At 43.3% G+C, this 24,322-nt stretch carries 18 protein-coding genes; 17 read left to right on the top strand and 1 reads right to left on the bottom strand.

Annotation, left to right across the window (positions count from 1 at the left end; all coding sequences use genetic code 11):
• Positions 1–5 precede the first annotated feature (5 nt).
• The 11 genes from BUB11_RS27885 to gatB all read left to right on the top strand — a co-directional run bounded on the left by BUB11_RS27885 (position 6) and on the right by gatB (position 16,416).
• Positions 6–176 carry a hypothetical protein gene (locus BUB11_RS27885; RefSeq protein ID WP_200797950.1) on the top strand — a complete coding sequence of 57 codons (171 nt, stop codon included), beginning with the start codon at positions 6–8 and terminating at the stop codon, positions 174–176.
• 96 nt (positions 177–272) lie between these two features.
• Positions 273–896 carry a cobalamin B12-binding domain-containing protein gene (locus BUB11_RS18380; RefSeq protein ID WP_073031211.1) on the top strand — a complete coding sequence of 208 codons (624 nt, stop codon included), beginning with the start codon at positions 273–275 and terminating at the stop codon, positions 894–896.
• 127 nt (positions 897–1,023) lie between these two features.
• The gene (locus tag BUB11_RS18375) at positions 1,024–2,247 is read left to right on the top strand and encodes an MFS transporter (RefSeq protein ID WP_073031210.1); all 1,224 of its coding nucleotides are present in this window, start codon (positions 1,024–1,026) and stop codon (positions 2,245–2,247) included.
• A gap of 135 nt (positions 2,248–2,382) precedes the next feature.
• Positions 2,383–3,612 carry a multidrug effflux MFS transporter gene (locus BUB11_RS18370; protein WP_073031209.1) on the top strand — a complete coding sequence of 410 codons (1,230 nt, stop codon included), beginning with the start codon at positions 2,383–2,385 and terminating at the stop codon, positions 3,610–3,612.
• 155 nt (positions 3,613–3,767) lie between these two features.
• Positions 3,768–5,609 (top strand): ASKHA domain-containing protein, encoded by a 1,842-nt coding sequence (locus BUB11_RS18365; RefSeq protein ID WP_073031208.1) that lies wholly within the window; start codon positions 3,768–3,770, stop codon positions 5,607–5,609.
• A gap of 390 nt (positions 5,610–5,999) precedes the next feature.
• Positions 6,000–9,347 (top strand): UvrD-helicase domain-containing protein, encoded by a 3,348-nt coding sequence (locus tag BUB11_RS18360; RefSeq protein WP_143187652.1) that lies wholly within the window; start codon positions 6,000–6,002, stop codon positions 9,345–9,347.
• Positions 9,348–9,407: 60 nt separating this feature from the next.
• Complete coding sequence (locus tag BUB11_RS18355; RefSeq protein WP_073031276.1) at positions 9,408–10,340, top strand: putative manganese-dependent inorganic diphosphatase; 933 nt, start codon at positions 9,408–9,410, stop codon at positions 10,338–10,340.
• A gap of 341 nt (positions 10,341–10,681) precedes the next feature.
• On the top strand, positions 10,682–12,637 hold the full coding sequence (gene ligA / locus BUB11_RS18350; protein WP_486598919.1) for an NAD-dependent DNA ligase LigA: 1,956 nt from the start codon (positions 10,682–10,684) through the stop codon (positions 12,635–12,637).
• Between the two features lie 535 nt (positions 12,638–13,172).
• Entirely contained in the window at positions 13,173–13,463 is a 291-nt protein-coding gene (gene gatC / locus BUB11_RS18340) for an Asp-tRNA(Asn)/Glu-tRNA(Gln) amidotransferase subunit GatC (RefSeq protein ID WP_073031206.1), read from the top strand.
• A gap of 27 nt (positions 13,464–13,490) precedes the next feature.
• Complete coding sequence (gatA, locus tag BUB11_RS18335; RefSeq protein ID WP_073031205.1) at positions 13,491–14,981, top strand: Asp-tRNA(Asn)/Glu-tRNA(Gln) amidotransferase subunit GatA; 1,491 nt, start codon at positions 13,491–13,493, stop codon at positions 14,979–14,981.
• Positions 14,968–16,416 carry an Asp-tRNA(Asn)/Glu-tRNA(Gln) amidotransferase subunit GatB gene (gene gatB / locus BUB11_RS18330; protein WP_073031204.1) on the top strand — a complete coding sequence of 483 codons (1,449 nt, stop codon included), beginning with the start codon at positions 14,968–14,970 and terminating at the stop codon, positions 16,414–16,416. Before gatA ends, gatB begins: the two co-directional genes overlap by 14 nt.
• 92 nt (positions 16,417–16,508) lie before the next feature.
• Here gatB and BUB11_RS18325 read toward each other — a convergent pair whose 3' ends face one another.
• Positions 16,509–17,063, bottom strand: a complete 555-nt coding sequence (locus BUB11_RS18325; protein WP_073031203.1) for a flavin reductase family protein — start codon at positions 17,061–17,063, stop codon at positions 16,509–16,511.
• Between the two features lie 400 nt (positions 17,064–17,463).
• On the opposite strand from BUB11_RS18325, the gene nifV reads away from it, so the two are divergent.
• The 6 genes from nifV (at position 17,464) to BUB11_RS18295 (ending at position 24,177) form a co-directional block, all read left to right on the top strand.
• Positions 17,464–18,594 carry a homocitrate synthase gene (gene nifV, locus BUB11_RS18320; protein ID WP_073031202.1) on the top strand — a complete coding sequence of 377 codons (1,131 nt, stop codon included), beginning with the start codon at positions 17,464–17,466 and terminating at the stop codon, positions 18,592–18,594.
• Between the two features lie 447 nt (positions 18,595–19,041).
• Entirely contained in the window at positions 19,042–20,439 is a 1,398-nt protein-coding gene (locus tag BUB11_RS18315; protein ID WP_073031201.1) for a sigma-54 interaction domain-containing protein, read from the top strand.
• Positions 20,440–20,542: 103 nt separating this feature from the next.
• Positions 20,543–21,217, top strand: a complete 675-nt coding sequence (locus BUB11_RS18310) for a CoA transferase subunit A (protein WP_073031200.1) — start codon at positions 20,543–20,545, stop codon at positions 21,215–21,217.
• Positions 21,210–21,869, top strand: coding sequence for a 3-oxoacid CoA-transferase subunit B (locus BUB11_RS18305; RefSeq protein ID WP_073031199.1), 660 nt, complete (start codon positions 21,210–21,212; stop codon positions 21,867–21,869). The genes BUB11_RS18310 and BUB11_RS18305 overlap by 8 nt, the downstream gene beginning before the upstream one ends.
• 81 nt (positions 21,870–21,950) lie before the next feature.
• A complete protein-coding gene (locus tag BUB11_RS18300) occupies positions 21,951–23,285 on the top strand; it encodes an acetyl-CoA hydrolase/transferase family protein (protein ID WP_073031198.1) in 1,335 nt (444 codons plus the stop codon).
• Positions 23,286–23,412: 127 nt separating this feature from the next.
• The gene (locus BUB11_RS18295; protein ID WP_073031197.1) at positions 23,413–24,177 is read left to right on the top strand and encodes an enoyl-CoA hydratase-related protein; all 765 of its coding nucleotides are present in this window, start codon (positions 23,413–23,415) and stop codon (positions 24,175–24,177) included.
• Positions 24,178–24,322 lie beyond the last annotated feature (145 nt).

Below are 24,322 nucleotides of genomic sequence, written 5' to 3'. Positions count from 1 at the left end.
TATCAATGTCTGAAAAAGAAAAAGCATTAAATCCTGATCCTGGTGTGTGTGTTCCATGGGAAGTTAAAAAGGCGGAGATTGGTGAGTTCCCCGGCAATGAGGCGATTACAAAAAAAGAATGGGAAAAACTCGATGACTTTGCCTATAATTTTATTTGGTTTTGGGCGCAACGCTAAGACGGAAACTATGAAAACTTCGAAATCAGAGATATAAAGTCAAATCGCTAAGAGATTAATAATGTCAGAAATATCGATCAAAAGGAGTGGGGATATATGCTAACAGATGCTTTATCGATTGCGATTGCTGAATTAGAAGAGGAGCAGGTAGCAGGGTTGGTTAAGGAACGTTTAGATAGTGGAATTTCGCCTTTGGAAATTGTTAATTCGCTCCAGCAAGGTATGGCTGAGGCTGGCAGTCGGTTTGAAACCGGTGAGTATTTCTTAGGTGAACTGATTATGTGCGGTGAAATTATGCAGGATTCTATGGTTATTTTGGAGCCGCTCCTAATTGGAAGCAATGCAGAGTATAAAGGGAGTATTGTCATGGGGACGGTCAAAGGAGATATCCATGATTTAGGCAAGAACATTGTCGTGATGCTCCTCAAAGGGTCTGGATATAATGTTATAGATTTGGGAGTGGATGTCTCGAAGGAAAAGTTTATTGAGGCTATTAAGGAGTCAAATGCGCCGTTAGTTGGGATGAGTGTTCTATTAACGGGCTGTCAGGAATCCATGAAAGAAACGATTGAGGCCATTCGTGCTGCAGGATTAAACACCAAGGTTCTGATTGGCGGTAACTATATTGATGATATTGTTAAAGACTATGTAGGTGCAGATTACAGTGCTCAAGCAGCTACGGATGGAATTAAAGTTGCTGATGAAATTTTTAGTGTATAAATCTGTTGTTGCGCAAGTGGCAAAAAGGAGAGCAAGAGAGATCTAATCAATGGTGAATAGAGGCCTTTTAGGCCTCTACTCATCTTTTAGCAATAATATTTGCAGTAAAGGATAAAGGAGGATTCTCATGAATGATAGTCTAAAACCAGCACCTTCGCCTTATCGTTGGGTTGTTTTAATTGTAATGTGGTTTGCCATGTTTATTGGGAGTCTTACTCAATTTCAAGTTGCTGCCCTGGCTTTTAGGATTATCCCCGAATTGCAGTTGACGTCATCACAGTTTGCGTTGATTATGTCTGCCCCCATGTTGCCTGCCGTACTCCTCAGCCTTGCGGCCGGTTCGCTTGCAGACCGGTTTGGAGTAAAAAAAGTGGTCACAGTGGGATTTGCTTTTTCTGTCGCAGGAGTATATTTTCGTTATCTCGCCACAGACTTTACGACATTGTTTAGTATGATGGTTTTCTCAGGACTTAGTTCAGCCCTCCTTAATGCTAATGCAGCTAAGTTGTTAGGTGCGTGGTTTCCCATGGAAAAAATGGGAACAGCAATGGGCCTTTACTTTTCTTCATACTCCGCAGGCATAACGGTTGCCTTAGCAACGTCTGCAATGTTCCCATCGACCAAAAGTGCCTACGTAACAGCAGGGGTGTTAATGCTTTTTGTCTGGATTGCTTGGATGGTATTGATTAAAGTTAAGCCTGTCGGTGCACCGGAAATGCCTGTTATGCCTGTGATCAAGTATATAGGGGTTGTTATAAAGAGCAGAAATGTTTGGCTCGTCGGCTTTGGTTTGATGTTTTTCATGGGCGCCAATATGGCTTTTAACGGATTTTTTCCTAATGCTTTAAACGCTGTACGCGGCGTAGACCCAGTAACAGCTGGATTGTTGGCTTCTATTGTGACTCTTGGGACCATGTTAGGCTCAATTGCAGGCCCAGCTATGTCTGACCATGTCGGTATGATTAAGCCCTTTTTGGCCCCTGTAAGTATTTTGGGAGCATTCACAATGTATGCTGCCTGGATTGTACCGATTGGGGCGGCAATGTGGGTAACTCTCTTTGTTCTGGGGATCTTAATGGGAATCAGTATGCCGCTCCTTATGGCGTTTCCTATGCTGCTTTCCGAAATAGGGCCTGTTTATGCGGGGACTGCTGGCGGAATGATTGCTACACTTCAGCTTCTCGGTGCTTTCGTGATCCCAGCCTTTGTTATCACTCCATTAGCAGGTACAAACTTCAGTATGCTCTTCGGCTTAAGCGGTTTGTGTTTTGCCTTGTTAGGGGTGGTGTCCCTTTTTCTTCCTGAACTTGGCACTAAATTACGCGTTAAGATTAAAAATGTCTCTGCATGATCGATTCATTTTCCGTATATCCCTCAATTAGGAGGTACCCGATTTGGGTGCCTCCTAGTCTAGCTTTCATTTGAGTGCCTTAAGGTGTAAACTAAAATATATTAAAAATGTCATTAGAATGGAGTCAAGAGAACAATGAAAACTAACATCGTTGAAGTTAATCAGAAAAGCCAAAAATATTTAGGGGAAAAAGGTCTGATTGTCTTAATAGCCTTCTTAAGTGCGTTTATTCCTTTGTCAACCGATCTTTACCTTCCAGCCTTACCACGGATGGCCGAGAATTTTAATGCTGCTCCAAGTTTAATTAATCTTACCCTAATATTGTTCTTTATCTTTTATGCTGCAGGCTCCCTTTTTTGGGGACCTCTCAGCGATAAATACGGACGCAAACGTATCTTGTTAATTGGGTTAGCTATTTACACCTTATCTAGTGCTTTGTGCGCTATTTCCGGAAACGTGTATCAACTAATTTGGTTTCGAATTATACAGGCAATTGCCAGTGGAGCGGCTACAGCAGTTGCACAAGCAATGGTAAAGGATTGCTACTCCGGACGAAAACGTGTATCTGTTTTGGCTATAGTTACGTCAATGACCATGGTTGCCCCAATTGTAGCCCCGGTAGTTGGGGCATTGATCTTAAGGTTTACTTCATGGCGCGGGGTATTTATGGTCTTGGCAATTATGGGTCTTTTAGTTACGCTTGCAGTGATTGCTCTGGAAGAAACCATTGACCAGCGGTCTAATGGAAGTATCCTGCAATCCTTAGGGAGTTTAGGAGTTGTCGCTAAAAACCCAGGATTTATGACCCTTTTACTTACCTTTTCCCTGATGGCAATTCCTATGATGTCGTTCATTTCATCTTCATCCTATATTTATGTAAACCAATTTGGCTTAAGTGAACAGGTTTACAGTTATTTTTTTGCAGCTAATGCTTTTTTCATGGTGATTGGTCCCTTGCTTTATATGAAGATATCCAGGCTGGTTAAGCCTGTTTGGCTGATCACGGCAAGCTTTGTTATTGCTTGCATAAGCGGTGCATTTATAAGCACGATTGGGATTCATGGCCCCTGGTTATTTACCTTGGCATTAATTCCTGCAACCCTGGCGGGGAGCATCACCCGCCCTCCAAGTGCTAATCTCATGATGGAGCAGCAAAGGGGAGATACTGGAGCGGTTGTATCTCTTATGACTTTTGCTTTTACAGTATTTGGCAGCATTGGGATGATCATTATTTCATTGGATTGGGAAAATAGAGTTCTAGTAATGGGGCTTATGTATATAGTTTTTGCCGCCGCAAGTCTGGCGGTTTGGAATCGGATTTCTAAAAAGTCCTTTGTTCAGCATGTTTTAAATAAAGCAGGTTAAGTTTCATACTCAAATACCAAAGCCTTATGGTTACAATTTTCCTTCTCAGTTGAAGGAAAGAATCAACAAGAAATGGGGACGTCTTTCCAGTCAGCCAGCTTTAGATATACATACACGGATTTAAGCAAGTTTTCTTTAACGAAGGAGTGCTAGAGATGATTAATATCACTTTTTTACCCTCGAGAAAAGTTGTTCAGACTCCAGTCGGATCTACTATTCTGCAGGCCGCGAGTGTCGCTGGAGTGCAAGTGGAAAGCACTTGTGGCGGTAAAGGGACTTGTGGTAAATGCAAAGTTCAAGTTGTGGCAAAGAACTCTTCTCTAACAGCTCAAGTGTCGTTGATTGAAAAAAAGTTTCTAAGTGCTGCCGAATTATCAGCTGGTGTAGTCTTAGCTTGTCAACGGGTCTTAACTGAGGATACGGTTGTTAAAGTTCAAGAACAAAAGGATGTCCATAAGCGGAAGACGGATTTTGTTGGGTTAGGGCATGCTGCTATAGCACCAAGTGTAGGAAAGTATCCAATAAAATTGACTAAGCCAAGTGTGGAGGATCAGACTCCAGACTGGGATAGGCTGCTGGCTTCTTTGCCGGTTTCAGGGATTGAGTTCAACCTCTCCGTGGCGGCTTCTTTACCAAGGGTATTTCGAGTGGGAGATTTCTTGGCAACGGCAGTGTTAGATGGAGATAAACTTATAGCTGTAGAAACAGGGGATACGTCCGGGCGTTGTTTTGGAGCGGCGATTGATATCGGGACAACAACGATTGTCGTTTATCTAATGGATCTGAACAGGGGTACAGTTATAAACAGTGGCGCAGTGACAAATCCCCAACAGGCCTTCGGTGCTGATGTCATTTCTCGGATTACTCACGCTGCGAATGGTCCAGACCAATTGAGAGAGTTACAAGAAAAGGTGATCGAAGGACTCAATACAATCATTGCGCGATTATGCCAAGAAAGCGGAATAAGCAGGGGGGAAATTTACCAGGCTGTAGCTGTGGGCAACACAACAATGGCCCACCTGTTTCTCGGAATTGATCCAACCTATTTGGCCCCAGCGCCGTTTATACCTGTCTTTAGCAGATCAGTTGAAGTACAAGCGAAGGAGTTGGGACTAAAAATTTTAGATACTGGGACGGTTATAATGCTTCCCAATGTGGCTGGTTATGTTGGATCAGATACGGTAGGAGTTATGTTAGCGGCGGAAGCAGATCGTTTACCCGGGTTCAGCCTAATCGTAGATATAGGCACGAACGGAGAAATTGTTCTGTGCGGGAAGGACAGAATCTTAACCTGTTCGGCTGCGGCGGGGCCTGCTTTCGAAGGGGCGGAGATTAAATATGGTATGCGTGCGGCAGAGGGTGCTATCGAAGGTGTGCGGATTACTGAGGATGTTGAATTAGATGTCATCGCTGGAGGCAAGCCAAGAGGAATATGTGGCTCCGGCCTGATTGATGCTATCGCCGAAATGCATAAAATCGGGGTTATTACCCCTACAGGTCGATATGCCAGTGGACCTGTACTTGAAGAGCTTCCCGCCTCGGTGCGCGACCGGTTGCGCAAAACCCCACGGGCAAGCGAGTTTGTGCTGGTATGGGGGGATGATTCCGCAACAGGAGAAGATATCGTACTATCCCAAAAAGATATCCGAGAAATGCAGCTGGCAAAAGGAGCCATTATGGCTGGGATTATGATTCTATGCCGGGAAATGGGAATTGATCCACAGGAAATCGACAGAGTCCTGCTTGCTGGAGCCTTTGGCAATTATATTAGGAAGGAAAGTGCTGTAAGAATCGGACTATTGCCCTCCTTGCCATTGGAACAGATTGTGACGATTGGGAATGCTGCCGGTGATGGGGCGAAAATGGCCTTGATCTCGACGGAAGAGAGAACTCGAGCGGATTTGCTTTCCAGGCGGGCTGAGCATGTGGAACTTTCCAATAAGAAAGAATTTCAGCAAGAATTTCTGAAAGGACTGGATTTTAAGGCAATGGTTTAATGGTTAAGTAAGGGAAATAATAATAAGGTTAATGGAGACAAGTCTCCATTAACCTTATTTATGTTGCTATATTTTATTTTCGAGAGAGGTTAGTGTCATTTGCCCTTCAACTCCAGCTTCTTCGGCATTTTATTTGTTTTTACACCCGTTTTCTTGCATATTTTTCCTTAAAAACGAAAATCGAGAAGTTCCTATACTCTATGAAGGAGGTAATATTTTAAAATTGTGGTCTAATGGCGTATAATATAAGTTCCCCTATGGCGTCCAATACCTTTTGGTATAGCAAATAATTATTGTGATATCTTAAAGAAGACATGACTGGTAGCAAATCAAGCTACAGCAGGACGTACAGTATGTTATAATAAGCACAAGAAGTGAGGTGAAGTGGTCTTGTACCGGTTAGACGATTTAAATCCTATGCAGCGGGAAGCTGCAGAGCATAAAGAAGGGCCGCTTCTAATTTTGGCGGGAGCAGGGTCGGGGAAGACTCGAGTGCTAACCTACAGAATTGCCCATTTGATTGCTCAGGGAGTAGAACCCAGCAAAATATTAGCAATTACGTTTACCAATAAAGCGGCGAAAGAGATGCGGGAACGAGTGACCACCTTGTTGGGCAGTGAGGGATATGGACTTTGGGTTACGACATTTCACTCAGCATGTGTCCGCATTTTGAGACGTGAAATTGATAATCTGCCAGGATATACTAAAAACTTTGTTATTTATGATACGGGAGATCAACAGTCAGTTATCAAAGCCTGTTTAAAAGAACAAAATTATGACGAAAAGAAATTCCCAGTGCGCAGTGTTGGGGCGGTTATTAGTGATGCCAAGAACAAACTGCAAGATCCTGAAGAGTTTTCCTATAAGGCTGCCAGTTATTTTGAACAAAAAGTTGTAGATATTTACCGTTCTTATCAGAAACGACTGAAGAGTAATAATGCTCTTGATTTTGATGATATTATCATGCTCACGGTTCAGCTCTTTCAGCAAAGCGACCATGTCTATCGGTACTATCAGGATAAATTCCGCTATATTATGGTGGATGAGTACCAAGATACGAACCATGCTCAGTATATGCTGATTAAACTTTTGGCGAGTGAATATCGGAATCTCTGCGTGGTGGGGGATGATGATCAATGCATTCTCCAAGGAATGCAGGTGAGTACTCCTCAGGGGACTATTCCCATTGAGGATGTCGAAGTGAATCAAACTCTTATCTGCGCTTCTGGTCAAGGAGAAACGATCCAAGGAACCGTCGATCATGTTTCAAAGCAACACTACCAGGGTCCTGTGATAAAAATTACGACCCAAACAGGTAAAGTGATTAAAGCTACTCCCAATCATATTGGTTTTGCCAGAGTCAACTCTAATCCAGGCGTTTATTACGTTTATTTAATGTATAAACGTGGCATAGGGTACCGAATTGGTCAGACTCAAGGAGTAAGAAGCAGGAAGGGCGAAATAGTCAACGGATTATTCGTTCGTCTAAATGGCGAACATGCAGATAAAATGTGGATTCTTAAGGTTTGCATGGACAAGGCAGAAGCTGCTTATTATGAACAACTGCTTTCGGTCACTTATGGAATTCCGACGATGGTGTTTCACTCCGCTGGACGTAAACTTGTAATAGGTCAGGAATATATTGATAAGTTATTTAGAGAAGTTAATACTGGCCTAGCAGCTGCTAAGATAATGCGAGATCATATGATCTTTGAAGAATACCCACACCATTTCAGCAACGCAGTGATTAGGGGCCAATCCGTCAGAAGGATTATTAATGTAAATTTCTTCGCAGGGAGAAAATCAGGAGCGACTAATTATTGCAGTCACAGAATCGCTCTAATTACTTCTGGTGAAGAACTTAAACGCCAAGCAGCAGGATTCGGTTTTCCAGTTCGCAATGGACAGAGAAATACATGGAGAACTGAAACAGAACGAGTGGTCTATGACGAAGCCGATGAATATGCTAAAAAGCTCTCTCAAATTGAAGATGGGTTGGAGATCCATAAGAAGGCAAGGCTAACAGATGGTGAAAGTTTCCGATTTATGCCTTTTGCCCATTTCAGACCTACGATGAGTGTGCCTATTTATGAGAGTGGCAAGATTATTGAAGATGTTATTGAGGCAGTCGAAGTTGAAGATTATGACGGGTATGTTTATGATCTCTCTGTTCCAGAATTTAGACAATTTGTATGTGAAGGAATTGTGGTGCACAATTCCGTCTATGGATGGCGCGGGGCGGATATCCAAAATATCCTTGATTTTGAGAGGGATTATCCGGAAGCGAAAGTTATTAAATTGGAACAAAATTATCGTTCGACCCAGAAGATTCTTAATGCAGCTAATGCAGTGGTTAGTAATAATGAATCACGCAAAGAAAAGTCACTCTGGACTGAAAATTCGGAGGGACAGTCTGTGGTGTGTTATGTTGGGGCTGATGAGCGAGATGAGGCCAGCTATGTCGTGAATCGTATTCAACGCTTACATGAACTGGAAGGGCGCCCCTTTAATGATTTCGCAATTCTTTACCGGACGAATGCCCAATCCCGAGCTCTCGAGGAGCGTCTGATGAAGGAGTCTACTCCCTATCGTGTTTTCTCAGGGCTGAAATTCTATCAACGTATGGAGATCAAGGACATCTTAGCTTATTTGCGAGTCCTCTATAATCCTGCTGATCAAGTGAGCTTTGCCCGTGTGCTTAATGTGCCTAAACGCAGTCTGGGAGACACTACTTTGCAAAAGATTTTAGAATATGCTAATGAACAAGGAATGCCTGTGCTGGACGCGATTTTGGAGGCTGAGTATATTCCGGAATTGACAACACGTGCTAAGAAACCCTTAATCGCCTTTGCCCACCTGATGCAGGGTTTGATAAGTTTTGCCCGAGAGTCAAGTGTCTCTGATTTGGTGGAAGAGATTCTGAACAAGACAGGGTACAAAGGGATACTGGAGGCGGAAGATACACCAGAAGCGGAGACGCGTTTGCAAAACCTGATGGAATTTCTCTCCGTAACGGCTGAGTATGATGCGAAAGCAACTTTGGCTGCTCAAAATGCCTTAAATGATGGGGCTGAAGAAGAGGTTGTCCCGGGCTTGAGTGGATTCTTAGAACAGGTTTCTTTAGTTGCTGATATAGATGAATTAGACCAAGCTGAGGAAGCTGTAGCTTTAATGACCATGCACAGTGCGAAGGGCTTGGAATACCCGGTTGTTTTTGTAGTTGGTATGGAAGATGGCATTTTTCCCAGTAGCCGTTCACTCGTGGAACCGGCTGTTTTAGAAGAAGAACGTCGACTTTGTTATGTCGCCATCACTCGAGCGAGGGAAAAACTATACCTGTGTAATACAGAGATGCGGATGCTCTATGGCAAGACGCAATACAATCAGCCCTCTCGCTTTTTGATGGAGATTCCGTCGGAATTAATGACGGATATTGACCCGCTTGATCCGCCAAAACGTCGTCCTGCTGCTCCGTCTAAACCGGCAGGGAGACGGAATGCTGTGTCAGATCGAACCATTCCTTTAGGTTCGGGGTCGTGGGAAAAGGATTTTGGAAGTAAGGTGGTTATTAAAGGGGGTGAGGCGCATCATATAGGAGAAAAAGTGGAACACGCGACGTTTGGTCGAGGGATTATTGTCTCCATAAAGGGAGAGGGAAATCAGGCAGAACTAACGATTGTTTTTGACAGTGGAATCAAAAAATTAATGGCTGAGTATGCCAAGTTAACGAAACTGTGACATTTTTTATCCCATGGTGCATTTCAAAAATTGAGGAAGAGAAAGGTTTAGGTGTTAAATATGTCTGATGTAATTTATATTGTTGGTCATAAAAGCCCAGATACAGATTCAGTTTGCTCAGCGATCGCTTTGGCTAAGTTGAAAGAACTCACGGGGACAGCCAATGTTGTTCCTTGTTCAGCTGGAAAACTCAATAAAGAGACTGAGTATGTACTTAATTTTTATGGAGTAGCTATTCCTCAGGTCTTAGAGTCCGTAGAAGCAGGTCAAAAATTGGTTCTCGTTGACCACAATGAGTGGGGTCAAGCGGTTGCTGGTGGAGACCAAGCTAAACTTATTGAAGTTATCGATCATCACAAAATAGGTGGCCTTCAAACTTCCGATCCTATCCATATCCGCATCGAGCCTGTCGGATCAACATGTACAATTGTAGCTAAGGCTTATAAGGAAGCTGGCTTAGTTCCAGAAAAAGCAATTGCTGGAATTTTACTCGCAGCTATTCTATCTGATACAGTAATCTTTAAATCCCCAACTTGCACTGAGGAAGATAAGGCAATCGCTGCTGAACTCGCTGCAATTGCAGGAGTTGATCCAAAGACTTTTGGTATTGACATGTTCAAAGCGTCTTCCAACATTGCAGAGCGTACCCCGCAAAGTATGATTGAGGAAGATCTCAAAGCCTTCACCATGGGACCTCACAAAATTGGTGTTGGACAAGTTAGCCTCATGGGACTGGACGGATTTGAAGACGTTCGGGCAAACTTAACCGCCGCTATTGAAGCTCATCGTGTAGCTCAGGAAATGAAATATCTTTGCTTAATGATTACAGATATTTTAACTGATCACACAGAGCTGATCGTTAAAGGGGACAATCCTGAAGAAGTAGCTAAAGCCTTCGGCAAAGAGATTGTCAATGGAAGCGTTGCGTTACCAGGCGTTCTTTCCCGTAAGAAGCAAGTTGTTCCACAAATGACAACATATTTCCAAGGCTAATTATTATTACCTAATAACCTCGCCGAATAAGAGAATTGAAGGGGATGTAACTGAACTGTTTTGAGGTTTGTTACACCCCTTTTTGTTTAGGAATTTTCTATATATAGAGGATTATTCTCCGCTTTGTTGGTGAATAATCCTCTATTTGTGGGTTGGCGAAACCACCTATTAAGTTTTGGACCGTTTTTTTTAAGGTGGATAATGATTTAGTGAGTGGTATCATGGAAAGAATAGTATGAATTAGTTAATTACTTTTAAAGACTCGTTATATGATTTATAATTAAGTCACATTAAGTTGGAAGCGAGGAATTTTGGTGCAGGATGAATTCGAGCGCATAGCGATGCTTCGTAAAGCTCTGGAAGAGGCCAATAGGCAGTATTATGAATTAGACCAGCCCCGCATCACGGATGCGGAGTATGATGCTCTCATGCGTGAGCTTCTGGACTTGGAGGCTAAGCATCCAGACAGGGTTACTCCGGATTCTCCGACTCAACGCGTTGGGGGAGCGGTAGCCAAAGAGTACACGAAAGTGCGGCATTTGGAACCCCTCCTTAGTTTGGACAATGCATTTGACCCGGGAGATTTGCGTGAGTTTGACCGAAGAGTACGACAAGTGTCTGCCTCAGTGGACTATGTGGTAGAACTCAAAATCGATGGCTTAACAGTTGCCCTGACCTATGAGGATGGGCTTATGGTGCGTGGAGCAACTCGGGGAGATGGCTCTGTAGGAGAAGACATTACTGCTAATGTTAGAACGGTGGGATCGATTCCTTTGCGTCTGAAGAAGACAGTTCCAAACTTAAGCGTTCGGGGAGAAGGGTATATGCCTAAAGCTTCTTTTGCGCGTTTGAATCAAGAACGTGAAGAAGAAGGGCAATCCACCTTTGCTAATCCTCGCAATGCAGCAGCAGGGTCATTACGTCAGCTGAATTCTCGAATCACTGCTGAGCGCAAACTCGACTACTTTGCCTATCAAGTCCTATCAGCGAAGGAATTAGGATTACATAATCAAATAGACGTGCTTACCTATTTAAAGGAACAGGGGTTTGTCGTAAACCCTGAATATAAAGTCTTTAGCAATATTGAAGAGGTCATTACTTATTGTGAACAAATGGCAGCAGAGCGTCATCGTTTCCCCTATGATATTGACGGTTTAGTAATTAAAGTGAATGAATTTGACCTGCAGCAGGAACTTGGCTTTACCGCGAAAAGCCCCCGTTGGGCGATTTCTTATAAATTTCCGGCGGAGCAAGTTGAAACGGTCATTGAAGATATCATCATCCGGGTAGGGCGGACAGGAGTCTTGACGCCTACAGCGGCCCTTAAAGCTGTTTCCGTTGCAGGGTCCACTGTTAGCCGAGCTACACTCCATAATCTGGATAATATTCGAGAAAAGGATATCCGTATCGGAGATCATGTGCTCTTACATAAAGCTGGGGATGTGATTCCAGAAGTTGTCCGAGTCTTACCCGAAAAACGTACCGGCGAGGAAAAGCTTTTCGAAATGCCGGATCTCTGTCCGGAGTGCCAGAGTCCTGTTTTGCGGGAGGAAGGGGAAGCGGCTTACCGCTGTCAAAGTATCATTTGCCCGGCTCAACAACGCGAGGGGATAATTCATTTTGTCTCTCGAGATGCTATGTCAATTGATGGGTTAGGACCCGCGGTTGTTCAACAGCTTCTAGAGGCCGGGTTGATCAAGGATGCCGCCGATCTGTATTCATTAACCTTCGATGATTTGACTCCGGTGGAACGGATGGGCAAAAAATCAGCGGAAAATTTAATGAAGGCGATTGAAGACAGCAAAGAGCGAGGCTTGGCTCCCTTGATTTTCGCCATGGGAATCCGGCATACGGGAGTAAAAGCAGGTAAGATCTTGGCCCAGACCTTTGGCTCTATGGAAAAACTGCAGGAAGCAACTCTTGAGGACCTCCAAGGGATCCCAGATATCGGTCCCGCGATGGCTGAAAGTTTGGTCCAGTTTTTCAAGTTGGAGAGTACGGCGCAATTTTTAACTAAATTGAGTGAAGCCGGTGTAAATATGACCGCTGGAACTTCGACTAAACCGCAGATATTCGGGGGGAAAAGCATCGTGGTGACTGGTTCGCTGGAACGTTGGGAACGGCGAGAAATTGAGACACTCATCGAGGAGTATGGCGGAAAAGCAGCAAGCAGTGTCAGTAAGAAGACGGCTTTTGTCATTGCTGGAGAGAAGGCTGGCTCTAAGCTTGTCAAGGCTCAAGGGTTGGGAGTGCCGATTTTGAGCGAAGAGGAGTTTGAAGAGATGATTAAGGATTAATTAGTGAAGAACGGTCTCACTTTGTCTAAAGTGAGACCGTCTTTCACGTTTTGTTTTCAGTTTGCTGAGTTTGTAGCTTGATTAGTTCATCTAACTTTTGTAATAGCTCTTTATCCGTTGCTTCTTTTCGTTTAAAAAACCGTATTGCACTTACTATAAAGTATATGAAGAGTAAGGGAAATAAAAGGGCTAAAATTGAAGCTAAAATCGTGAAATCAAATTGTATTGGGTTGCCCCCCATAGACAATCACCTCCATGTGAAAGTATATCATCTTTATCCCCAAAGGAACATATTTCCAGTTTAAGAACAAACACTTCGGCGGAACGTGTCTTGAGACACGTTTCCAGGTCGATAAAAGCCTAGACATCAGTTTAAATACTGATTCAACAAGAAGGAGATAAATAAATAAAAGGAAACGCATATAATCATTTTGTAAAGTGCTCATATGCGTTTCCTTTTATTTATTGCTCCCTTCCTCTATATTTGTTATGATAGAGGATAAAGCAACAAACTATCCAAGGGAAGGTGAATAAGTTGTCAATTTCACGTGAAGACGTTGAATACGTGGCGGCATTGGCTCGTCTAGAGTTAACTGAACAGGAAACCCAAGAGTATACTGAGCAGCTTAACTCCATTTTAGGCTATGCGGCCATGTTGGAGAGATTAGACACGACCGATGTGCTGCCTACGGCTCATGCTGTTCCTTTGCACAATGTACTGCGCGAGGACCAAGTGAGACCTTCGATTAATCATGAAAAAGCCCTCAAGAATGCACCTGATGGGGAAGAGGGTTTCTTTAGAGTACCGAAAATAAGTTTGACTTAGTTTTAGCTTGGAAAGGAGATTGCGAAGTTGGAATCAGTGAGTATAGGAAAGTCAGTCAGTGAACTGCATGAGCTGCTCGTTCATAAAGACATAAGCTCTGCAGAATTAACGAAAGCATACATAGACCGAATACAGGCAGTGGATCCCGATTTGCAAGCGTATTTAACAGTCTTAGAAGATGAAGCTATGGCCCAAGCGGCTGAGGTTGATCAAAAGATCGCCCAGGGAGAAGCCCTAAAACCTTTAGAGGGTATTCCGATGGCCCTCAAAGATAATATGTGCACAGAAGGAATTCGAACGAGCTGTGCTTCAAAAATGCTGGAGAATTTTGTTCCTCCTTATAATGCGACCGTCACAAACCGTTTGCGAGCTGCGGGAACCATACTTCTCGGTAAGCTGAATATGGACGAGTTTGCCATGGGTTCGTCGACGGAGAATTCTTATTTTACCAAGACGCGGAATCCTTGGAATTTAGAGTGTGTCCCGGGAGGATCTTCAGGAGGGTCTGCTGTAGCTGTAGCAGGGGATGAGGCGGCTTTTACCTTGGGCTCAGATACAGGGGGATCTATCCGCCAGCCGGCCGCGTTCTGCGGAGTGGTGGGAATGAAGCCAACCTACGGAGCGGTCTCACGGTTAGGTTTAATCGCCTTTGCATCTTCGCTCGATCAGATTGGTCCTTTCACTAAAACCGTACGAGACAATGCCTTGGTGATGAATGCGATTGCCGGCTATGATGCACTGGATTCTACTTCAGTTCCATATGAAACGCCCGATTATACGAAGTTTCTGGTTAACGACATTAAAGGTTTGAAGATCGGGATTCCCCGTGAGTACTTTGGGGAAGGAATTGATCCTGATGTTGCAAAAGGGATTAAAGCTGGGATTCAAACCCTGATCGATCTGGGGGCAGAAGTAGCTGAATGTTCCTTACCTCATACGGAATATGCAATTCCGGCGTATTACCTGATTGCTACTGCTGAAGCCAGCTCTAACCTAGCTCGTTATGATGGCGTTCGTTATGGATATCGGGCTGATTCTAACGATGTTTTAGGTATGTTCAAGAAGACTCGGGCTGAAGGATTTGGGCAGGAAGTAAAACGAAGAATCATGCTTGGGACCTATGCCCTGAGTTCAGGATATTATGATGCTTATTATCTTAAAGCACAAAAGGTCAGAACCCTGATTAAGCAAGATTTTGATAAGGCGTTTGAGAAGTTTGATGTTCTTCTTTCTCCGACGGCTCCGACACCAGCATTTAAATTTGGGGAGAAATCTGCAGACCCCTTGGCTATGTACTTATCTGACATTACGACCGTCCCGATTAACCTGGCGGGTATTCCGGCAATTTCTATTCCTGCGGGATTTGTTAATGGCCTGCCGATCGGCATGCAACTGATGGGTAAAGCGTTTGGAGAAGGTGCGTTGTACCGTGTAGCTTATACCTTTGAGCAAAACACGAATTATCACTCGTTAAAACCAAATCTGTCAGGGGAGGTGCTGACTTGTGGTAGTCGCTAACAAATACGAAATGGTCTGTGGGTTGGAAGTTCACGTCGAACTCCAAACGAAGACAAAGATTTTTTGCAGCTGTACAACTGAGTTCGGAGGAGAGCAAAACACCCATGTCTGCCCGGTGTGCCTGGGAATGCCAGGTGCTCTCCCCGTTTTAAATCGCGAAGTTGTTAATTACGCGATAAAGGCTGGATTGGCTTTGAATTGTGAAATCGCGGAGTTTTCTAAGTTTGACCGTAAAAACTACTTTTACCCGGATTTATCCAAAAATTATCAGACATCCCAGTTCGATTTGCCGATTTGTGGCAAGGGCGGTTTAGAGATTGAAGTGGACGGGGAGAAAAAGTGGATTGGAATTACTCGGGCCCACATGGAGGAGGATGCCGGTAAGCTCGTGCATAGCGGGGATACCATCACAACCTCTAATGAGTCTTCGGTAGACTATAACCGAGCTGGTGTGCCCCTGTTGGAAATCGTGTCAGAGCCTGATATGCGCTCAATTCCTGAAGTGCTGGCTTACTTGGAAAAATTAGTTCAGATCTTAGAGTATACGGAAGTTTCGGACTGTCGTTTAGAACAAGGCTCAGTGCGATTTGATATTAATGTTTCCTTGCGACCGATGGGAGCGACAACCCTAGGAACACGAACGGAAACGAAAAACCTAAACTCCTTTAGCTCAGTGCGACGCTGCATGGAGTATGAAGTAGCTCGACAGGCCAGAGTATTAGACGCGGGCGAAAAGGTGGTTCAAGAGACACGGACTTGGGATGAGGGACAAGGGGTCACGTTAACCCTTCGCTCCAAGGAAGAAGCCCATGATTACCGTTATTTCCCTGAACCCGACTTGGCACCGTTAGTTATTGATCGGGAATGGGTGGAAAGAATCCGTAAAACTCTTCCCGAGCTCCCAGAGGCACGGCGTGCTAGGTTACAAGCCTTAGGATTGTCAGCTTATGATGCTGGGGTTATTACGCAAGCAAAAGCTTTGTCGGATTTTTTTGATGCGGCTCTCTCGAGTTATGGGGATGCTAAGACCTTGGCAAATTGGGTTATGGGAGATGTTACTCGTTTACTCAATACAAATCAGTGCAGTGTAGTTGATTCTCCGATTTCAGCAACCCAATTAGCGGAGCTTCTCGGGCTCATTGATAAAGGAACCATTAGCGGTAAAATTGCTAAGAGTGTTCTGGAGGATATGTACAGTACAGGTAAGGATGCCGGGGTTATCGTCAAAGAAAAAGGACTTGCCCAAATCAGTGATGAAGGTGCACTGATTGGAATAATCGACGACGTAATTTCAGCTAACCCCCAATCAGTAGAGGATTTCAGGGCGGGAAAAGATCGAGCAATCGGGTTTCTTGTGGGGCAGATCATGAAGGCGACCAAGGGACAAGCTAATCCGGGTCTGGTCAATAAATTACTCAAAGAAAAACTATCTTAAACAAGCTATGACGATAAGGGCTTCTCTTTTACGAGAAGCCCTTATCATAAAAGGGATATTGAGCCGCAAAGCAGACTATAGATATGTGTTTATTAAGATTGAACCAGGGTTCGGCCGGCAGTAAATACGTTGCCCACCGCCTGATTTAAATCACAATAATAGGAGTCCATCATGATTATTGGATTAATCTTGATAGGATCTGGTTTACCATTTGTCAGGCATTGTTCATTTCCGTAAACTGCCACTATTTCTCCTAGAAACATTTCAAAGTCGAAGATAGGTATGGTCTGTATAACTTTGCACAGATAATTTAAGGAACATTCACTTATCATAGGGGCTTTTCCGATTTCATCATAAAAGGGCGTAAATAAATTTGACTTGTCAGTTGTTTTTCCCGATACCATACCGCAGTAATCAGTTTTCTGGACTAATTCTGCAGAGGGGATATTGACACTGAAATATCCATTTTCTTTTACGCCTAAAGTTGTGTGATGGGTACTTTTCAAAGAAATATAAAGTACTGGTTTCATGCAAACCACTCCGTAAGCGCCGAGAGTGGCATAATTAGGCTTGCCATTAACATCTGCCCCAACAAGGACAGTTGGGAAAGGGCCGAAAGGTCTATTTTGGATTTTAATCCTTGCCATAGCGATCACTCCTTCTTTTAGATTTAATTGTTCCTAAATACTTTATAGAATATAACAAACATCATCGGAAAAGTATAGACTTATAATTTACTTTGAGATATAATATTGTAAAGCTATGCCCTGGGATGATGGAGGTTTATTCTAGATCATTCTAGCGAACAATACTAAGCTGATGATCCGAAAGAAGGAAAATCAGCTTTTTAATTATTGGGGGTATACACTTTAGATTTTCTCTTTTTGATATAACTGGTTAAGTTAGTCCACTGAAAATTAAATTCAAGTATACAGTATAAGGACTTAGACCCCTTCAAACTTTTGGGGTATTATGGTAGTATAATTAAATATGATGTTGATGTTTTTTAGGCAGAGTTTTTTTAGTCGATGAAGAGGGGTGAGTTAATTGAGACATTTAACGATTGTTGATACTACTTTGCGTGATGGCGAGCAAACCGCTGGCGTTGTTTTTTCGAATCAAGAAAAATTACGAATAGCTCGGTTACTCGATGAGCTTGGAGTTCATCAGATCGAAGCCGGAGTCGCGGTCATGGGTGGAGATGAAAAGCGAGCTATTAGTGATATTGTAAAATTAGGATTAAATTCAAGCATCATGGGCTGGAATCGTGCAGTTATCTCAGATATTGAGGCCTCATTGGCTTGTGGGGTTGATGCCGTAGCGATTTCTATTTCCACCTCAGATATTCATATTGAACATAAACTCATGACTACTCGTGAGGATGTTTTAGAACGGATGGTTAAAGCGACGACCTTTGCCAAACGGGAAGGAATGTATATATCCGTTAATGCGGAAGATGCTTCCCGCTCAGATATGGATTTTCTTGTGCAATTTGCAAAAGAAGCAAAAAAGGCGGGCGCTGATCGCTTACGCTATTGCGATACAGTAGGGATTTTAGATCCATTCGCAACCTATGATAAAATTAGAATCCTAGTTGAAAAGGCTGGCATTGACGTCGAGATGCATACCCATGATGATTTCGGAATGGCAACGGCTAATGCTCTTGCGGGAGTAAAGGCTGGTGCCTCGCATGTTGGCGTAACGGTAAATGGCTTAGGGGAACGTGCCGGTAATGCTGCTTTAGAAGAAGTCGTTATGGCGTTAAAACACTTACTAGATACAGATCTGAGCTTTGCAACAGAGCGATTTGTAGAGGTTTCTGAATATGTTGCTCGGGCTTCAGGGCGGATGCTTCCGCCATGGAAATCAATCGTTGGAAGTAACATGTTTGCACATGAGTCGGGTATTCATGCAGATGGAGCACTCAAGAATCCTCGCACATATGAGGCATTCAGTCCTGAGGATGTAGGACTCGAACGGCAGATCGTGATTGGAAAACACTCGGGAACCGCATCAATTAAAGCAAAATTTTGGAATGAGTATGGCAAAGAGATGACAGATGAAGACGCTAATGAGATGCTCAAACGAGTTAGGGCCTTAGCTGTGGATATGAAGCGATCACTGTTTGACAAAGAATTAGTTTATATTTATAGCGATATGTTGAAGCAACGAAAGTAAATACAGAACTGTGAAAGTAAGACGGCTGTTAGCCGTCTTTTTTTATACTAGTCAGAAAGTATAACTTTCAGTTGCATACTTTCTGGAAGCATAAGTGCAACTAAGGCTTCCGCCGGCGCCTGAAGGCTTGGCGCAAGCCAAGTTTTCTTTAGTTGGTTATCACGATTACTACAACTATTCCCCCTATTTATGTAGGAGGATTTTTTCGAGTTTCCTGACATTTGCGGCTTAAAGCGGTTGGCAAATACATTTTTGGCAAAAATAAGAGAAGTGTGGTTGCCTCCGTCAAGTGTATCTTAGATTTTAGTTAATAGAGGAGTAATTTGTATTAATATAATTAACTGAATATTCTTCCAATTAAACTCGTTATAAGATATTATGGTAGTAAATGGGATTAATAACCATGTGGTTTTGGATGGGGTGGTATAAATAATCTGGAATACAGAAATGACGTTTCGAGCTATGATAAGTTCAATTAGTGATGGAATCTATATAACTGATTCCCAGGGAGACTGTCTTGCCCATAATGAAGCTTTTTTACGCATTACTGGAATTCCAATAAATATCTTGGGTCGGAACGTCAGTACACTTATAGACGATAACTTGATATCAGACTCTGCGACAATTGAGGTCATTAGAAGTGGACAGCGTACGTCTAAAATAATAATATATCCAAGTGGTTGCGAGGCCTTAGTAACTGGTAATCCAGTCTTTGATAAAGACGGCAAATTGATAAACGTGGTGTGCGAGGTGCGTGATTTAAGTGAACTAAATACATTGAAAGATGAATTAAAGCGTTCTAAACAGCTTAACAAGCAGTACCGGGAGATTCTAAAAAACTATGGCCCTGCTGTGAGCACTGAGGTGGTAACGGTACGCGATCCTAAAATGCAAAGCATGTTAGATGCCTTACCCAGAATCGGTGATTCTGACGCAACGGTGCTGATCAACGGAGAGTCTGGGGTAGGAAAAGGACTGATAGCTTCGTTGATCCATGAGCATAGCAGTCGCAGCACGAAAGGAAAGTTCATAAAGGTGGACTGCAGCGCGATTCCATCGTCATTGATGGAATCAGAATTATTCGGCTATGAGGGGGGAGCGTTCACAGGTGCGAAACGAGAGGGTAAGCCGGGATTGCTGGATCAAGCCAATCACGGCACAGCCTTCATGGATGAGATAGGAGAGTTGCCCCTGTTTCTCCAAGTAAAACTGCTTAGTGTATTACAAGACCATAAAATTCTACGAGTTGGAGGAACGACACCTCGGTCGATGGACATTAGGTTTGTATGCGCCACTAATCGAGATTTAGAAAAGATGGTGGATGAGGGGACATTTCGTAAGGACCTCTATTACCGACTAAATGTCATACCTGTTGGAATACCGCCCTTAAGAGAACGGAAAGAAGATATATTTGTATTAACCTTGTCCTTCTTGGACAAATTCTGTAAAAAATATCATCGCAATCTGAGCTTTGTCCCGGAAGCAATGGACTGCTTATATGAATACTCTTGGCCCGGAAATGTGCGTGAACTGGAAAATGTTGTGGAACGATTGGTGGTACTGAGCCAAACGGGTCTCATTGAGAAAGCGGATTTACCGGAGAAGATTCGACAGGCTAGTGAGGTGGTTGTTTTGACCGTTCCTTCGAGTGAAAATAATCGGAAAGTAATTCCGCTGAGAGCGGCCGTGGCAGCAACCGAAAGGCAATGGATTGAGCGAGCTTTCCAGCAAAACAAACAGCTCGGGCCGACCGCACAGGCTCTCGGTATCGACATCTCTACTCTTTTGAGAAAATGCAAAAGGTTGGGGATAAGACGAACTGCAACATTAGCGGAAATGCCATGAATAGGCCACTTAGATCTCGATTTGTAGATGGATGTAGAGACCTGATTATTATTTCGTTAGATCCCAAGAATGATTAATTCACAAGGGAGGTTGGATTTAACCAATGACAAAAGTTATAAGTCCTGAAGAAGCAATCAGCAAGATTAAAAATGGAATGACCATAATGGTCGGAGGGTTTATTGGATGTGGAGCTCCCAGCCAACTCCTTGAAGAGGTCTGCCGTAAGCAAGTCAAAGAGCTGACCCTTATTGCCAATGATACGGGTATCCTCGGGGATGCAATGTCTCAACTCATCGTGCAACGATGCGTAAATAAACTTATTGCAACGCATATAGGCACGAACAAAGAGACTGGAAGGCAAATGTCCGTCGGTGAGCTTGAAGTCAAGCTAATACCCCAAGGAACATTAGTTGAACAAATTAGGGCTGCGGGTGCGGGTTTAGGAGGAATTTTAACTCCGACTGGAATTGGAACTCTTGTGGAGGAAGGGAAGCAGAAGCTTGTCGTAAATGATACTGAATATCTTCTGGAACTTCCAGTTCGTGCTAATGTAGCCTTATTAAATGCCTATAAAGCTGATAAGGCCGGTAATCTCGTTTATCGTCGTGCTGCTCGTAATTTTAATCCTTTAATGGCAACAGCCGCCGAAACTGTTATTGCTCAAGTGGATCGAATAGTCGAAGTAGGAGAAATCGACCCGGATGAAGTCATGACTCCAGGCATCTTTGTGGATTATCTGGTTCAGAAACAGCCTCGGGAGGTGAGCAGTGTTGGATAAGGAAGCAAGAATAGACTGGCTTATAAAAAGAGTGGCTCAAGAATTTAAAACTGGAGATGTCGTCAACTTAGGGATCGGAATTCCTACTAGGGTAGCCAACGCTTTACCAGAGGGGATAAAAATTATTCTTCAATCTGAAAACGGTTATATGGGGGTTGGCCCTGTCCCGGAAGCCGGAAAAGAAGATCCTGATATCGTTAACGCTGGGGGTCAATATGCTACCATCTTACCGGGTGGTTGTAGCTTTGACAGTGCCATGTCGTTTGCCATCATTAGGGGAGGTCATGTGGATGCCACTGTGTTAGGAGCTCTTCAAGTAGATGAAGATGGAAATTTAGCAAGCTGGATGATACCGGGAAAGATGGTGCCTGGAATGGGTGGAGCGATGGACCTGGTAGTCGGTGCGCGCAGAGTCATTGTTGCAATGGAGCATGCGGCTAAGAATGGAGGCATAAAAGTCTTGAAGAAGTGTACTTTGCCTTTGACAGCATCGAGACAAGTTAATCTGATTGTTACGGATATGGGAGTGATTGAAGTAACTCCCAAGGGGTTGGTCCTTAGGGAAATCGCACCGGGCTTAACGTTTGCGGAAGTGCAAGCTTGCACAGAAGCTATTCTGCTTACACCCGAATCTGAAATAGTAGAAGTATGACGTAGTATTTGTGAAAAAGTATGATTTGCAAGGTGAGATGAATCTCGTACTCAATTGTAAAAAAGGCTAAGGAGGGTATTTATGTATATTGAAGAGTACCGTAACAAGTGTGTCTCAGCGGATGAAGCGGTAAAAGCGGTTCGAAGTGGAGATTGGATTGAGTTTTGTTGGGCAGCAAGTATAGCGTGTTTGTTAGATGAGGCTTTAGCCCGCCGGGTAAAAGAACTAAACGATGTGAATATTCGTGCAGCTGTTCTGCTCAAGCCGTCGGCCATCTTGGAGAGTGATCCAACGGGAGAACATTTTACTTGGAATAGTTGGCATCTTAGCGGGCGCGAACGAAAATTAGTCCAAAATGGTCAAGCTTACTATATTCCTATTAAATATTCGGAGGTGCCTCGCTGGCTCCGTGAGAATTTACAGACAGATGTTGTTGCTATTCAAGTTGCCCCAATGGACAAACATGGGTATTTCAGCTTTGGGGTAACGGTATCTCATTATGCGGCAGCGATTGAAAAGGCTCGTGTAGTCATTGTTGAAGTAAATGAAGATATGCCGAGTATCCATGGTGGATATGACCATATGGTCCATATTTCAAAGGTTGACTATGTTGTTGAAGGAGGGCATAGGGGACTTCCAGAATTACCTTCAGCGCCTGCCTCTGAAATAGATAAAAAAATTGCCTCATATGTATTGCCTGAGATTATGGACGGCGCTTGTATTCAGTTGGGAATTGGGGGAATGCCTAATGCCTTAGGACAGATGATTGCGGAATCAGATCTTAAGGATTTAGGAATTCACACTGAAATGCTAGTTGACGGTTTTGTAGATATGGTTGTAGCAGGGAAAGTTAATGGTACGTGCAAACAACTAGACCGAGGCAGAATTGTCTTTTCTTTCGCGGCGGGGACCCAAAAACTTTACGAATTTATGAAGAATAATCCATCTTTGGCTGCTTATCCAGTAGATTACACTAATCATCCATGTAATGCTTCACGAAACGACCACCTAATTTCAATTAATAGCTGTTTGGAGATCGACTTGACAGGTCAAGTATGTTCTGAATCAGCTGGCTCCAATATGATGAGCGGTTCTGGCGGACAGCTTGATTTTGTGGAAGCCGCTTATAATTCTAAAGGAGGAAAGAGCTTTATTTGTTTGCCATCCACCTATATAGATAAACAGGGACAAGTTAAATCCCGCATTAAAGGGCTTATGACATGGGGCTCTGTGATTACGGATACTAGGACGACTGTTCATTTTGTAGTCACAGAGTTTGGAAAGGTTAATCTTAAAGGGTTGTCGACTTGGCAGCGAGCAGAGGCTTTAATTTCAATCGCCCATCCTGATTTCAGAGAAGAATTGATCGCTCAGGCAAAAAAACTGAAGATTTGGCGTCAATGTCATAGTGGTTAAGTTAAGGCGTTTAACTCTAATAGATTACTCATCTACTTTAGTGAGATAAAAAATAAGAGAGACAAGGAATTTTCAATTAGCGTAAAGAGTAAATGATTAAAATTATATTAAGATAAGGGGTTGGGTTATGGGTGTTACTCTTACGATTGATCAACATATAGCAAGGGTTGTAATTGATCGACCTGAAGCTCTTAATGCTATGAATGAAAGCGTTTTAGTTCAAATGAAGCAGGCTGTTGATAGTATTCAAAATAATGAAAATGTAAGGGTTGCTATTTTTATGGGTGGCGGTGTGAAGAGCTTTGTTGCCGGCGCAGATATAAACTATATGTCTTCTATGACCCCTCTCGAAGGTGAAAAATGGGGTAAATTCGGACAAAGCGTTTTTATGGCTATTTCGGAGTTGAGGTGTCCTACAATTGCGGTAATTCAAGGGTACGCCTTGGGTGGTGGTACGGAACTCGCAATATCTTGTGATCTAAGAATTGCAAGTGAAAAAGCTTGTTTTGCTCAACCTGAGGTGAAGTTAGGTATTATCCCAGGGTTCGGCGGTACACAACGCTTGACACGTTTAATCGGTCCGGGCTATGCAAAACAGATGATTTTTACAGGTGATCAATTTAGTGCTCTACAAGCGTTAGCGATGGGGCTCGTAAATGAAGTTGTTTCCCACGACAAACTTATCGAGCGAGTAGACGCTCTAGCCCAGAGTATAATAAGTGGATCGCCCAATGGAATTCGATTGGCTAAAGAAGCAATTGAACACGGATTACAAGGCTCTCTTAATAAAGGATTACAGCTGGAGGCAGCTTTATTCGGATTATGTTTTGCTTCTCCTGAGCAACGGGAGGGTATGACCGCTTTTGTGGAAAAACGCAAGCCCAAGTTTTAGGTAGACTAACTTTGAACTTGAATGTTTTATTTATAAGCATACTCTTCACTTCTTCTTACAATTGAACCCTCTTGTTAGAATTTTATCGTACGTGATAGACTCGCACTTGGTAGATGCCTGTTATAAATTGGTATTTGTGATGGAC

The organism is Desulfosporosinus lacus DSM 15449, from assembly GCF_900129935.1.
GTDB lineage: Bacteria > Bacillota > Desulfitobacteriia > Desulfitobacteriales > Desulfitobacteriaceae > Desulfosporosinus > Desulfosporosinus lacus.
This window is presented reverse-complemented; position numbering and strand designations above follow the sequence as displayed.

What these genes read in the sequence shown, in the direction of transcription:
- BUB11_RS18375 (WP_073031210.1), top strand. Translation starts at nt 1,024, where the DNA reads ATGAATGATAGTCTAAAACCAGCACCTTCGCCTTATCGTTGGGTTGTT.
- BUB11_RS18355 (WP_073031276.1), top strand. Translation starts at nt 9,408, where the DNA reads ATGTCTGATGTAATTTATATTGTTGGTCATAAAAGCCCAGATACAGAT.
- BUB11_RS18315 (WP_073031201.1), top strand. Translation starts at nt 19,042, where the DNA reads ATGACGTTTCGAGCTATGATAAGTTCAATTAGTGATGGAATCTATATA.
- BUB11_RS18370 (WP_073031209.1), top strand. Translation starts at nt 2,383, where the DNA reads ATGAAAACTAACATCGTTGAAGTTAATCAGAAAAGCCAAAAATATTTA.
- BUB11_RS18325 (WP_073031203.1), bottom strand. Translation starts at nt 17,063, where the DNA reads ATGGCAAGGATTAAAATCCAAAATAGACCTTTCGGCCCTTTCCCAACT.
- BUB11_RS18380 (WP_073031211.1), top strand. Translation starts at nt 273, where the DNA reads ATGCTAACAGATGCTTTATCGATTGCGATTGCTGAATTAGAAGAGGAG.
- BUB11_RS18295 (WP_073031197.1), top strand. Translation starts at nt 23,413, where the DNA reads ATGGGTGTTACTCTTACGATTGATCAACATATAGCAAGGGTTGTAATT.
- BUB11_RS18310 (WP_073031200.1), top strand. Translation starts at nt 20,543, where the DNA reads ATGACAAAAGTTATAAGTCCTGAAGAAGCAATCAGCAAGATTAAAAAT.
- BUB11_RS18300 (WP_073031198.1), top strand. Translation starts at nt 21,951, where the DNA reads ATGTATATTGAAGAGTACCGTAACAAGTGTGTCTCAGCGGATGAAGCG.
- ligA (WP_486598919.1), top strand. Translation starts at nt 10,682, where the DNA reads ATGCTTCGTAAAGCTCTGGAAGAGGCCAATAGGCAGTATTATGAATTA.
- BUB11_RS18365 (WP_073031208.1), top strand. Translation starts at nt 3,768, where the DNA reads ATGATTAATATCACTTTTTTACCCTCGAGAAAAGTTGTTCAGACTCCA.
- BUB11_RS27885 (WP_200797950.1), top strand. Translation starts at nt 6, where the DNA reads ATGTCTGAAAAAGAAAAAGCATTAAATCCTGATCCTGGTGTGTGTGTT.